This window comes from Mycolicibacterium madagascariense (genome assembly GCF_010729665.1).
Classification (GTDB): domain Bacteria; phylum Actinomycetota; class Actinomycetes; order Mycobacteriales; family Mycobacteriaceae; genus Mycobacterium; species Mycobacterium madagascariense.
Map to the genome: position 1 here is coordinate 4,099,374 of NZ_AP022610.1, position 12,824 is coordinate 4,112,197.

Annotated in this window: 10 protein-coding genes; all 10 read right to left on the bottom strand. The window is 68.1% G+C overall.

Annotation, left to right across the window (positions count from 1 at the left end):
* Positions 1–7: 7 nt before the first annotated feature.
* Positions 8–1,768, bottom strand: coding sequence for an MCE family protein (locus tag G6N60_RS19315; protein ID WP_163740281.1), 1,761 nt, complete (start codon positions 1,766–1,768; stop codon positions 8–10).
* A complete protein-coding gene (locus tag G6N60_RS19320) occupies positions 1,768–3,159 on the bottom strand; it encodes an MCE family protein (RefSeq protein ID WP_372510964.1) in 1,392 nt (463 codons plus the stop codon). Before G6N60_RS19320 ends, G6N60_RS19315 begins: the two co-directional genes overlap by 1 nt.
* On the bottom strand, positions 3,153–4,673 hold the full coding sequence (locus G6N60_RS19325) for an MCE family protein (protein WP_372510961.1): 1,521 nt from the start codon (positions 4,671–4,673) through the stop codon (positions 3,153–3,155). The genes G6N60_RS19320 and G6N60_RS19325 overlap by 7 nt, the downstream gene beginning before the upstream one ends.
* Positions 4,673–5,761, bottom strand: coding sequence for an MCE family protein (locus G6N60_RS19330; protein WP_163740288.1), 1,089 nt, complete (start codon positions 5,759–5,761; stop codon positions 4,673–4,675). The genes G6N60_RS19325 and G6N60_RS19330 overlap by 1 nt, the downstream gene beginning before the upstream one ends.
* The gene (locus G6N60_RS19335; RefSeq protein WP_163740291.1) at positions 5,761–6,786 is read right to left on the bottom strand and encodes an MCE family protein; all 1,026 of its coding nucleotides are present in this window, start codon (positions 6,784–6,786) and stop codon (positions 5,761–5,763) included. The genes G6N60_RS19330 and G6N60_RS19335 overlap by 1 nt, the downstream gene beginning before the upstream one ends.
* Positions 6,783–7,976 carry an MCE family protein gene (locus tag G6N60_RS19340; RefSeq protein ID WP_163740293.1) on the bottom strand — a complete coding sequence of 398 codons (1,194 nt, stop codon included), beginning with the start codon at positions 7,974–7,976 and terminating at the stop codon, positions 6,783–6,785. Before G6N60_RS19340 ends, G6N60_RS19335 begins: the two co-directional genes overlap by 4 nt.
* Before the next feature lie 13 nt (positions 7,977–7,989).
* The gene (locus G6N60_RS19345; protein ID WP_372510965.1) at positions 7,990–8,832 is read right to left on the bottom strand and encodes an MlaE family ABC transporter permease; all 843 of its coding nucleotides are present in this window, start codon (positions 8,830–8,832) and stop codon (positions 7,990–7,992) included.
* A gap of 29 nt (positions 8,833–8,861) precedes the next feature.
* On the bottom strand, positions 8,862–9,671 hold the full coding sequence (locus G6N60_RS19350) for an MlaE family ABC transporter permease (RefSeq protein ID WP_163740298.1): 810 nt from the start codon (positions 9,669–9,671) through the stop codon (positions 8,862–8,864).
* 231 nt (positions 9,672–9,902) lie between these two features.
* Positions 9,903–11,114, bottom strand: a complete 1,212-nt coding sequence (locus G6N60_RS19355; RefSeq protein ID WP_163740300.1) for a CaiB/BaiF CoA transferase family protein — start codon at positions 11,112–11,114, stop codon at positions 9,903–9,905.
* Positions 11,111–12,616, bottom strand: a complete 1,506-nt coding sequence (locus tag G6N60_RS19360; protein WP_163744219.1) for an aldehyde dehydrogenase family protein — start codon at positions 12,614–12,616, stop codon at positions 11,111–11,113. The genes G6N60_RS19355 and G6N60_RS19360 overlap by 4 nt, the downstream gene beginning before the upstream one ends.
* Positions 12,617–12,824 lie beyond the last annotated feature (208 nt).

Below are 12,824 nucleotides of genomic sequence, written 5' to 3' on the forward strand. Positions count from 1 at the left end.
GGGCCGCTCAGTGCGGCATCAGATCCTGCCACGTCTTGGGCAGCGGGATGCCGGCGGCGAGGTTCGTCACCCGGTACAGCTTGCCGTCGGACCCGACGTACTCACCCGTGCGCGGATCGTACTGCGCCACGGCTACTTTCGGTCGAGCGCCGGGGGCGGCGGGGTTGAACGCGCTCGGCGCTGCCTGCGCGGCACCGCCGTCGCCTGGGGGCGGCCCGGTCACACCGGGGGGCGGCACGGCCGCGGGTGCGGTTGGCACGGCCGCGGGTGCGGGCGGTGCGTCGGATGCGGGCGGCGCGTCGGGTGCCGGGGGGGCCACCGGCGGAATCGGTTGGCCGTTGAGCGAATTGCCCGGCGGGGGTGGCGGCGCGACCGGTGCCGTGAAGGGCGCCTCCAGCGGTGACACCGGCGGCGCTCCCGGTGGCGCCCCCGGCGGTGTGCCGGACGGGACCGCACCCGGCGGCAGCGGCGTGCCCTGCAGGGGCGCGTACAGATCGTCGCCCAGGGTGGTGCGGTCGTCGATCGGGATGCCCTGGGCGATCAGGCTGGGATCGAAGGGCGCAGGGCCCGTGGCATGTTGGCGCATGGCCAGCGGTGTGTAGGGCTTGTCGCTGTTGCAGATCTGGATCGTCGGCGCGCGCTTGCCGGGCTTGCGGATGCACGGGAAGTTCCGCGCCCCGCGTACTGCGATCGGGGAGTCCTGCGGCAGCTTGCAATAGATTCCGTCGGGGGTGTCGATGTCGGAGGTGTCGTCGGGTGAGCGCCACGACGACGGCGGCAGGAAGCCGACGGTGCATGCGGGCGGGTCGCTGACGCTGATGGCGAAGTCGCCGCGCGCGCCACCGGTGGAATCGGCCGTGATGCTGTAGGACTGTTGCTGGGCGATGTACGGCGGCAGCAGCACCAACACCTGTTCCAGCGACGCGTTGTACGTCATGAGGATCTCCCCGAGCGTGCCCAGGTTGCCGAGCAGGACCGGCAGTGTCGGCTTGAGCTGGTCCAGCAGCCCGGAGACCTCGTCGGAGAACCCGGGGAAGGTCTGCAGCACCGTCCGAAGTTGGGGATCATCGGTACTCAACTGACCGGTGAACCCGGCCAGGCTGCGAGCCCAGGTGCGGATCGCGTCGGCGCTGCCGGCCTGCCCCTCGAGCAGCGGTCGGGAGTCCTCGGCGAGCGTCCGGGTCTGATCTGCGACGCCGTTGAGTGAATGGCTCAGCGTCGCAGTCGAATCCAGCAGGGAGCCAAAGTCGTCACCGGCACCGTTGAAGCCCTGGTAGGTCTCGTCGAGCAGCGCGCTCAACCGGTCCTTCGGGAAGGAGCCGACCAGTCGGCTCAGCTTGTCGAGCACGGGACCGACGGGCGTCGGGATCGTCGCGTCCTGCGCCGGAATGACCGATCCGTCCTGCAGGTACGGCCCGGAGTCGGTACGCGGCTTGAGGTCGACGTACTGCTCGCCCACCGCCGACACGCTCTGCACGTCCGCCTGCAGGTTGGCGGGGATCTTCGGCGACGTGCCGATGGACATCGTGACGTCCGCGCCGGTCGACGTCAGCGTCACACTGGTGACCTTGCCGACCTGCACGCCGCGATAGGTGACGTTGCTGAACCGGTAGAGACCGCCGCTGCTGGGCAAGTGGAGCGTGATCTCGTAGCGGCCCAGGCCGAGCAGGGTCGGCGCCTGGATGTACTGGAAGGCCATCACCAGCAGGCCGACGATCGACACCACCGTGAAGATGGCCAGCTGGATCTTGATGAAGCGCGTCAGCATCAGCTACCCCCTCCCGCCGGTGCGCCATAGGGTCCGGCGAACAGTGGACCGCCGCGCGCCGTCGCCGACGTGTCGGCCGTCGTGACCCCGCCGCTCTGGTCCTGCGGCACCACGGGGAGCACGGGTCCGGTGACCGGCGGCAGCGGCGGTGGTGGCGCCGCGGGCAGTGATCCCGGGCCGGGCAGGCTCTTCGCCGCTCCGGGCGGGTCGGCCTGGAGACCGGGTGTCGGTGCGTTCCCCAGGTTGCCGGGGATGGGGCCGAGCGGACCACCCGGCGGCGGCGGGGCGAGCGGGCGACCCAGCGGGTCGTAGGTGTAGCGCTGGAAGTAGGGCTCACCGGGCAGCGGCACCAGGTCGCGACCCTCCTGGCCGGCGCGTGTGCCGAGGAATAGCGACTTGCGCAGGCGTGCCCCCGAGAGGTCGATGGTGGCGAAGAGGTTGATGAAGTCCCCGCGCACGGCACGGTCGACGAGGTTCTGCCCGTACGGGAACACCGTGGCGTAGGCCAGTGACGCGTCCAGGTCGGGACCGACGTCCGCGAGCGCCTGCAGTGTCGGCTGCAGGTTCTGCAGGTTCGTCACCAGGTCGCTCTGGGTGTCGTTGACGAGCCGGTTGGCGGTGTCGCTGAACGTGCCCAGTTTGGTGAGCGCGGTGGTCAGGTTGGGCCGCTCCCGGTCGAGTACCTCGAGCGCCCTCGGAATGCGTTGCAGCGCTTGCTCGATGACGTCGCGACGCCCGGCGAAGGTCGTCGCGATGCGGTTCAGGGCATCGATGGTCCCCACCAGGCTCTGCCGCTGCTGATCGAGGGTGCCGACGAAGGCGTCGAGCTGGGTGAGCAGGTCGCGGAAGTCGCCCTGACGCCCGGACAGTGCGGCGTTGAACGTGTGCACGACGTCGCCCAGCTGACCCAGACCGCCCGCGTTGACCACGACGGACAGCGACGACAGGGTCTGCTCGGTGGTCGGGTAGGTCGACGAGGCGTTGAGACCGATCGTGGCGCCCGGGGGCAGTTGCCCCCGGGGTGGTTGTCCCAGTGGCGGATTCAGTTCCACGTGCATCGAGCCGAGCAGGCTCGTCTGCCCGACGCTGGCCACCACGTTGGCGGGCACGACGACGTCGGGTTGCACGGAGACGTCGACCTCGGCGTGCCAGCCCTTGACCCGCATCGCCCCGACGCTGCCCACCACGACGTCGTTCATCAGGACGGGTGAATTCGATTCCAGCGTCGAGACATTCGCGATCTCGACGTGATACACGTGGGCGTCCGAGCCGCGCCCGGCGGCACCGGGCAGCGGCAGGGAGTTGATGCCCTGGAACGCACACCCGCTCGCGGTGAGCACCACGCACGCGCAGGCCGCCAGCAGCCGGCGGGACGGGAGTGCACTCATGATGACGGTGTCCCCTCTGCGGGCGGGGGCCCTGGCGCCGGACCCGGCGACTCGGCGGGCAGCAGGAGACCGGGCAGATTCGGCGTGCCCTGCTGGGCGGCGTTGCCATCCGGCGCGGACGCTACCGTCGGGGGTGGTCCAGCGGGCGGTGGGCCGATGCGCGGCGGGTCGGTGGGCACCGGGGCTCCCGGGTACAGGGCGGGGCTCGGCGGCACGGACTGGTCGTTGACGGGCAGCGGCACGCCAGGGGGGCCCATGCCGGGGGGCGGCGGGACGTCGCCGTCGAGACCGGTGTAGGCCGACACCGACGGGGGCGTCTCCGGCGGTGACGGCACACCCCCCTCGCCGCCGGGCGCCAGCTTGGGATCTGAGTAGATGATGTTCTGCGGGCTGGCCGACTTCGACAGGTAGGGGTTGATCGGCACCGGAATGTAGTTGAGGTTCAGCAACCTCAGTGCCGGACCGAGGTAGTCGTTGCAGAGCTTGGCCGTCTCGGGGGCGGTCGTATTCTGGGTGGCGCCGATCATGCCGCAGATGAACTGCATGGGGCTGGCGAGGTTGGGGATCGAGAAGGCGCCGCGGGGCGTACCCGTGTCGGGGTCGTAGATGTTGTAGGCGTTCACCAAGGCGTTGGGGTAGACGTGCAGGAGCTGTTCGACGTCGTCCTTGACGTTGGCCAGCGACTGGGTCACCTGTGCGAGGCCCTGCAGCTGCTCGGCGGTCTGGTTCCTGGTGCCCGCCACGAACCGCTTCACCTCGGTGATGGCGGTGGAGAGATTGGTCAAGGCTCCGTCGAGGTCGGACCGGCTGCCGTCGAGCACGCTGGACAGCGACGCCAGGCGGTCGTTGAATGCCACGACCTGTTCATTGCTGTCACGCAGCGCGGTGACGAACACCTGGAGGTTCTTGATGACGTCGACGAAGTTGCCGCTGCCCTCCGCCAAGATCCGGCCCACGCCGGACAGTTGCGCCAGGGTCTGACGCAGTTTCACGCCGTTGCCGTCCAGCGCGCTGGCGGCGCTGTCGATGAAGCGGCCCACCGACGTCGTCGACACGTCGCTGGTCGGGCCGAGGTCGGTCGCGAGGCGCTCGAGCTGACGCTTGACCTCGTCCCACTCGACGGGCACCGCGGTGCGGCTCGCCGGAATCACCGCGCCATCGGCCATCTTCGGTCCCGAGGACCGGTATGCCGGCGTCAACTGAACGTACCGGGCGGCGATCAGGTTCTGGGCGACGATCACGGCCTTCGCGTCCGCGGGCACCCCGATGCCGTGGTCGACCGACAGGACCATCTTGGTTTGGGTGCCCTCGGGTTCGAGCGAGGAGATCGTGCCGACCTTCACGCCGGCGACCTTCACGTCATCGCCGACGTAGATGGCCGTGGCCGTCGGGAAGTAGGCGGTGATCGTCGTCGGCGCGAAGAAGGCGGCGCGGATGGCGAGGAAGCCACCTCCGAGAAGGGCGACGACGAGGGCGACCGCCAGGACGGGGACGAGCCACCGCCGGGACCGGGCCATCATCGTGAACCTCCGGGAACGCCGTTGTACGGCAACGGAACTTCGGCCCGGGGACCGGTGTTCGTGGGCGGTGCGCCCGCACCGAACGCACCGCGACGGTACCCGAATGCGTAGTCGAGGAAGGGCTGCAATAGCTCTCCGGGCAGGAAGTTGGGCACGTAGGCGGTGTAGTACGGGCCGCTGGAGACCGCCTCGCTCAGCGTGGTCTGGTACTTCGCCGCACCGGGAATCGCCTTCGCCAGGTTGTCCCGGTTGCGCACCAGCACCTTGTTGACGTCGTTGAGCCGCTCCAGCGTCGGCGCCAGCGTCTTCTCGTTGTCGGCCACCAGACCGATCAGCTGCTTGGACACCGCGGACGTGTTGGCGAGTAGGTCGACGATCGCCTGGCGGCGTTCGACCAGCACTCCGAGCAGGTCGTTGGCGTCGAGGATGAGGCGGTTCACCTGCTGACTGCGATCGGACAGGATGCCCGTGACGTCGGAGGCCGACTTGAGCAGCTGGGCCAGACCCTCGTTGCGGCTGTTGAGCGCACGCGACAGCCGGGTGAGCCCGTCGAACGTCGGACCCAGTTGCGGCGCAATCGAATCCAGGGTGTCCGACAGCGTGTCCAATGACTGGTTGAGCTGCTGGGTATCGGTGCCCGCGGTGTTGGACGTCAACTCCCCTACCGCGTCGCTGAGCGAATACGGTGACGACGTACGCGACACCGGGATGGCGTCGGTGCGGTTCAGCGTGCCGCTGCCTGCCGACTCCAACGCCAGGACCCGTTGTCCCAGCAGCGATCCCGTGCGGATGTGCGCCGAGGTCTGAGACCCGAGCGGGTAGCGGCTGTCGACCGTGAACTCCACCAGGGCGTCCCCGTCGTCGAGCGAGACGTCGGTGACCGAGCCCACCTTGATACCCGACATCGTGACGTCGTTGCCGACGAAGATGCCACCCGCCTCGCTGAACAGCGCCTTGTACTGCTGCGAGGTGGCATAGGCGAGCAGGCGTTCGGGCTGCAGACCCACCGCGATGACGAGGATGGCGAGGACGACGCCCATCAGACCCGATCGGATCAGGCGCGCGCTTCCGCGATATTTGAGCATTACGGCTCAGCGCACCTTCCGTTTTCTTGTTTGATGAACGGGAAGAACGAGGCTCGTCCCTGCAGGTCCGTGACGCGAATGGAGATCTCGCAGATGTAGTACTGCACGAAGGAGCCGTAGGCCCCGATGCGCGCCAGCTTGCGGTAGTTGCCTGGGGCGCGCTGGAGCGCTCCGTCGAGATAACCCTTGCCGCTCTGCAGGTTTGGGGCCAACCGGTTGAGCTGGTTCACCACGCCGGCCAGCGGCGGGCGGGCCTGGGTCAGCAGGTCCGCCAGCGAGGCGGTGCCGTTGTCCAACGACGTGATCGCGGTGCCGATGGGGTCGCGGTCGGCCGACAGCCCGCTGATGAGCTTCTCGAGACGGTCGATCGTGCCGGAGAACTGGTCGCCGTTCTTGGCGACCGTGCCCAACACGGTGTTGAGGTTGTCGATCAGCGACTGCACGGTCTCGTTGTCGTCGGCGATGGTGCTGCTGAACGACGACGTCTTGGACAGCAGGGAGTCGAGCGTGTCGCCCTCGCCCTGGAACACCTGGACCAGAGAGGCGGTGAGCGCATTCACGTCCTGCGGATTGAGCCCCTGCACGACGGGCTTGAGACCGCTGAGCAGCAGGTCGAGGTCCAGTGCGGGCTGGGTCCGGTCGACCGGGATCTGGGACCCTGGTGGCAGCAGCCTGGTGGACCCTGGGCCGTCGGCCAGTTCGAGGTAGCGATCGCCGGTCAGATTGAGGTAGCGGATGGCGGCCTTGGTGCCGCTGGTCAGCGTGAGGCTGCGGTCGGCGTCGAAGTCCACGAGCACTTCGTGGTCGGACCGCAGGGACACGTCGGTGACGGTGCCGACGCGGATGCCCGCCACGCGCACGGTGTCACCTGACTTCAGCCTCGAAGCGTCGGTGAACACCGCGGAGTATCCGTTGGTGGACCCGGTCCGGTATTGGCCGAAGGTGAAGAACAGGAACACCGTCAGCACCGACATGATGGTGGCGAAGACGAGGAACTTGACGAGCATGCCGCGGGATCCGCTCATCCCGGCATCCCGATCTGCGCGGAGTTGCGGGGTGGTCCGTCGATGGGGCCGAACAGCGCCTGCTTGAGCGCGTCGGAGTTCAGCAAGATGCCCTGGTTGCCCAGCTTCCACGGGTTGGTGCCGCTGTCGGTGACCAGGTACGGCGGCCGCTTGCCGTTGGGGACGGCGGGCAGCATCTGGTCCTTGCACGACGATCCGCTGCGCGCCGCCACCTTCGGCAGGTCCGCCGGGTAGCGGTAGCGGTCGGTTCCGAGGGTGAAGTTGGCCGAGACGTCCACGCCGGGCCGGTCTGGGAAAGGCAAGTGCACGAACGTGTTCAGGCCCTGGATGCCGCAGCGCAGGTTGTCGTCGTACTGCCGCAACACGGTGGTGGTGGGCACCAGCATCCGCAGGTCGTCGGTCAGCGCCTGCCGGTTGGTGCCGATGACGTCGTTGCCGGTGTTCGCCAGTCCGATGGCGCTGAGCAGGAACGCGTCGAGGTTCTGCTGCTGGTCGACGACGGTGTCACCGATCTTGGTGGTGTTGCCGAGGACGTCGACGAGATCGGGCGCGACGTCGGCGTAGGCGTTGAGCGCGACCGGGGCGACCTCGAGGTCGCGGTTGATGCTGTCGAGGCTGGGATTCACCTGCTGCAGGAAGTGGTCGAGGTCGGTCACGGCCTGGCCGAGCTTCTCGCCCCGGCCGTTCAGCGCGCCCGAGATGGCCGCGAGGGTTTGGTTCAGCTTGACCGGGTCGATGGCCTTGAGCACTGAAGTCAGTTGTTGGAACACGGTATTGGTCTCGACGGTGACGTGCCCGACGTCGATCTGCGCGCCGGCGGCCAGCGGGGTGGCCGACGGTTCGGTGGGCTCGTTGAACTCGACGGACTTGGCGCCGAACACCGTCGAGGAGCTGATGTCGACCAGCGCATTGGACGGGATGTTCTGCATGTCATCGGGATTCATCGCCAGGTGCAGCACGGCCTTGCCGTCGGACCGGGTCTCGATGGACGCGACCTGACCGACCTGAACCCCGCGCATCTTCACCTTGGCCTGCGGGTTCATCACCAGCCCGGCGCGTTCGGAGACCACCGTGACCGGGACGGTCCGACCGAAGTCGCCCTGGAACATGCCCACGGCGAATACGACGACGGCGACGAGGACGACGACGGTGGCGAGCCCGGCCAGCGGGCGCACGGTGTTGCGCGACATCGGTGGCGTCCCCCTAGCCCGAGAGGTTGAAGTTGCCGTTGGAGCCGTAGACGGCCAGGGACACGAGCAGGGTCACCGAGACCACGATGATCAGCGAGGTGCGCACCGCGTTGCCCACGGCCACCCCGACCCCCGACGGCCCGCCGGTGGCGAAGTAGCCGTAGTAGGTGTGCACCAACAGGATCGCCAACGCCATGCAGATCGCCTGAAAGAACGACCACAGCAGGTCGAAGGGGTTGAGGAAGGTGTTGAAGTAGTGGTCATAGAGCCCACCGGACTGACCGAAGAGCACCACGGTGGTGAACCGCGAGGCGATGAAGGACAAGATCACCGCGATCGAGTACAGCGGGGTGATCGCGATCATCCCGGCCACGATGCGGGTGGACACCAGATACTCCACCGGCGGGATGCCCATCGACTCCAGCGCGTCGATCTCCTCGTTGATGCGCATCGCCCCCAGTTGCGCGGTCACCCCCGCCCCGAACGTGGCCGCCAGCCCGATGCCCGCGACCACCGGCGCCGAGATGCGCACGTTGATGAACGCCGCCAGGAATCCGGTCAACGCCTCGATGCCGATGTTGCCCAAGCTGGAGTACCCCTGCACCGCCAGCGTGCCGCCGGTGGCCAGGGTCAAGAAGCCCACGATCACCAGCGTGCCGCCGATCATCGCCAACACCCCTGCGCCCATGGAGATCTCGGCGATCAACCGGATGATCTCCTTGCGGAAGTGCGCCGCCGCGCGCGGGGTGCCCCCGATCGCGCGCCCGAAGAACAACGTCTGATCCCCGATGCGGCCCAACACCCCGACCGGACGGTTGACCGTGCGCACCACCCGCGGGAAGCGCGACGCAATGATCTGGCGGGTACTCACGCGAACGCCACGCCCTACTTGGCCGTCATCTGGATGCCGATCGCGGTCACCACGACGTTGATCACGAACAACGCCATGAACGCGAATACCACCGTCTCGTTGACCGCGTTGCCGACGGCCTTCGCACCGCCGCCGGTGATCGTCAGCCCGCGGTAGCAGGCGATCAGCCCGGCGAACAACCCGAACAACGCCGCCTTGACACAGGAGATGATCACCTCGGGCACCCCGGTCAACAACGTGATCCCCGCCGCGAACGCCCCCGGGTTGACGTCCTGAACGAAGACCGAGAAGAAGTACCCACCCAGGATCCCGATGATGACCACCAACGAATTGAGCAGCAGCGCCACCAAACCCGAGGCCAACATCCGCGGAGTCACCAACCGCTGCACCGGGTTGATGCCCAACACCTCCATCGCGTCGATCTCCTCGCGGATCGTCCGCGACCCCAGATCGGCGCACATCGCCGTCGCACCCGCCCCGGCCACGATCAACACCGTCACCAACGGACCCACCTGGGTCACCGCGCCGAACGCCGCGCCCGCCCCCGACAAGTCCGCCGCCCCCAACTCGCGCAGCAGGATGTTCAGGATGAACGACACCAACACCGTGAACGGGATCGCCACCAACAACGTCGGCGCCAACGACACCCGCGCCACGAACCACGACTGCTCCAAGAACTCCCGCCACTGAAACGGCCGCCGGAACACGAACCCGAACGCATCGACCCCCATCGAGAACAACCCACCCACCGCAGCCATCGGCGCGGCGAAACCCTTGGGCAGCGAGATACCCGGCGACCACCGCTCGGGTCCCTTAACCGCCATGGCAGAGAAGTCCTTTCAGATTCGTCACGGCCGGGGTGGGCCGAGGAGCCGCCGATGTTGTGCGCCAGTGCAATCCGCGTCTTTCGGGGTGACTGGACGCACTGTGCCACACCGATGGCACCCGGCGGGTCACCTTCGACGTTTGAGTAACCGGTGAATTTTCCTGGCAACGAGTGGGCGCCGGTGACCGAGTCATGGCGGGCTGGACATGGCGCATCGGGTTGCCGTCACCTACGTGACGGCGCCCGCCGTCTTCAGCTCGATGATGCGGTCCCAATCCAGGCCCAGCTCCTCCAGGACCTCGTCGGTCTGCTCGGCGAAGCCCGGTGCGGGCCCGGTGTGCGGCGCGGCGACGTCGAACTGCACCGGGTTGGCCACCAGGTCCAAATCGCCTGCGCGCACCAGGTATTCGTTGGCCAGCACCTGCGCGTCGCCGGCGGCCTGCAGCGTGTCCTGCACGGGCGCCCAGGGTCCGGCCAGCGTCGCGAAGCGTTCACTCCACTCGGGCAGCGTGCGGGTGGCGATCACCTCGCGCAGGATGGCCACCGCATCGCCGGTGTGCTCGGCGATCGACGCACTCGTCGCGAACCTCGGGTCGTCGATCAGGTCCTCACGGTCGACGTGGCGGCAGACGTCGGCCCAGAACTTGGTGGGCTGCATCATCACCAGCGAGATGTAGCGGTGGTCCTTGGTCTCGTAGACCCCGACGAGGGGGTTGATCGGCGAGCCGTGCACGCCCGGGGACGGTTGCACCATCAACTGATTCAGGTGCGACGTCAGTGCGATGGTGTGGCCCATGGCCCACAGTCCGCTGCCCAGCAGCGACACGTCGACCGTCGACGGCTCCCCCGTGCGCTCGCGCTTGAGAAGGGCGGCGGCGATCCCACCGGCGAGATTCGTCCCGGAGATGGTGTCGCCGTAGGCCGGTCCCGGCGGCCCGATCATGCCTTCGATGCCGGGGGGCGTGATGGTGGCGGCGGTGCCCGCGCGGCACCAGAAGGCGGTCATGTCATAGCCGCCCTTCTCCGCCTCCATTCCGCGGGGACCGAGAGCACTTCCCCTGGCGTACACGATCTTTGGGTTCACGGCGCGAATGTCGTCGACGTCGATGCCGAACTTCCTGCGGTGTCCGGGCAGGAAGCTGGTGAGGAACACGTCGGCCCGCTTGGCGAGTTCGAGAAGCACCTCGAGTCCCTCCGGCTTGGACATGTCCAGCCCGATGGCGCGCTTGCCGCGGTTGGCGTGCTCGATGTTGGGGTTGGGGTCGCCCTCGACCTTCAGCGCCCCGGTCTGGCGCAGCCCGCGCTGCGGGTCGCCGGTGATGGCGTGCTCGACCTTGATGACGTCGGCGCCCCACTCGGCGAGCACGGCGCCCGCCGACGGCACGAACCCGTACATCGCGACCTCGAGGACGCGGATGCCGTCGAGCGGCCCGGGGCTCACGCCACCACCGTCGCGAACGTCTTGCGCTCCAGGAACTCCTCCAGGCCCGCCGCGCCCATCTCCCTGCCGATGCCGGACTGCTTGTAGCCGCCGAACGGGGTGTCGGGGCTGAAGTAGTTGCCGCCGTTGATGGAGAACGTGCCGGTGCGGATCCGCCGGGCCATGGCGATCGCACGCTCCTCGTTGCCGAACACCGCCCCCGACAGCCCGTAGATGGAGTCGTTGGCGATGCGCACCGCGTCGTCGTCGTCCTCGTAGGCGATCACGACCAGGACGGGGCCGAAGACCTCCTCCTGGGCGATCTCGGCGTCGGGCGCCACGTTCGTCAGCAGCGTCGGGGTATAGAAGTATCCCGGGTCCTTCTTCTCCCCGCCGGTGACCAGCGTCGCGCCCGCCTCGACCGCGCGCGTGACCATGCCGTGCACCTTCTCGCGCTGACGCTCGCTGATCAGTGGACCCATGTAGGTCTTGGGATCGTTGGGGTCGCCGTAGCGCACGTGGGAGAAGTTGGTCTTGATCATCTCCACGATCTCGTCGTGACGGCTGCGCGGCACCAGCAGCCGCGAGGTCAGCGCGCAGCCCTGCCCGGCATGAGTGACCATGCTGAACGCGGCGAACATCGCGGCGGTGCCGAAGTCGGCGTCGTCGAGCACGATCGCGGCGGACTTGCCACCCAGTTCGAGGAACACGCGCTTGACGGTCCCGCTCGCCGCGGCCATGATCCGTCGCCCGGTCGGCGTCGAGCCGGTGAAGGTGACGACGTCCACCTTCGGGCTCGTCGTCAGCACCGCGCCGACCTCGGGGTCCGAGGAGCTCAGCACGTTGACCACGCCGGCGGGGATGTCGGTGTGCTTGGCGATCAGCTCGCCGAGGGCGAGGGTCACCAGAGGCGTGTCGGGTGCGCCCTTGAGCACGACGGTGCATCCGGCCGCGAGAGCCGGCGCGAGCTTGGCGAGCGCGAGCTGGTTGGGATAGTTGTAGGCGACGATCGCGGCGACGACGCCGGCGCCTTCCTTCTCCACCCAGCGGTGGTGCTGCATGCCGCGGCTCTCGACGTTGCCGAGGTCCTCGGTCATGGGGAAGGTCTTCAGCAGCTCGCCGTAGTAGCGCACGATGTCGATGGGCTGATCGAGCTGGGCGCCGGCGAGCAGTGCGGGGGTGGCCCCGACCTCCGCGATGGTCAGCGCGGCGAGCTCGTCGCGGTGGTCGAGCAGGGCCTGGTGGAACTGTTCGAGGCAGCGGATCCGCAGCGCCACGTCGGTGGCCCACGGCCCGTCGTCGAAGGCACGCCGCGCGGCGGCGACGGCGGCCTCGGCGTCGGCCACGGTGCCGTCCGGTGCGTGGCCGAACACCTCGGCGGTCGCCGGGTTGACGGAGGCGAACGTCCGCTCGGCGCCGACGAGTTCGCCGTCGATCAGCATGTGTCGATCGGCGTTGGACGAGGGTGCTCCAGCACCCGTATCGGTGGCCCCGTCGCTGGCGATCGTCGGTGTCTGGCCCATCATCCTCCTCAGTGTGATGGAAACTTCATTCTCATCACCGGCGAATCATACATTCGCTCCGTGAGAACACAAGGAAGCCTAGATGACCTCGTCACAGGGGTGGGGGGCGCTTTCTCGGCAACGTCGCAGACCTGCCGATCGGCTACTAATCTTGCGGCGAAGATCAGATTGAGAGTACGGTTCTCATAATCGGAAGCAGTATTCTTTA

What these genes read in the sequence shown, in the direction of transcription:
- G6N60_RS19330 (WP_163740288.1), bottom strand. Translation starts at nt 5,761, where the DNA reads ATGCTCAAATATCGCGGAAGCGCGCGCCTGATCCGATCGGGTCTGATG.
- G6N60_RS19340 (WP_163740293.1), bottom strand. Translation starts at nt 7,976, where the DNA reads ATGTCGCGCAACACCGTGCGCCCGCTGGCCGGGCTCGCCACCGTCGTC.
- G6N60_RS19315 (WP_163740281.1), bottom strand. Translation starts at nt 1,768, where the DNA reads ATGCTGACGCGCTTCATCAAGATCCAGCTGGCCATCTTCACGGTGGTG.
- G6N60_RS19350 (WP_163740298.1), bottom strand. Translation starts at nt 9,671, where the DNA reads ATGGCGGTTAAGGGACCCGAGCGGTGGTCGCCGGGTATCTCGCTGCCC.
- G6N60_RS19335 (WP_163740291.1), bottom strand. Translation starts at nt 6,786, where the DNA reads ATGAGCGGATCCCGCGGCATGCTCGTCAAGTTCCTCGTCTTCGCCACC.
- G6N60_RS19325 (WP_372510961.1), bottom strand. Translation starts at nt 4,673, where the DNA reads ATGGCCCGGTCCCGGCGGTGGCTCGTCCCCGTCCTGGCGGTCGCCCTC.
- G6N60_RS19360 (WP_163744219.1), bottom strand. Translation starts at nt 12,616, where the DNA reads ATGGGCCAGACACCGACGATCGCCAGCGACGGGGCCACCGATACGGGT.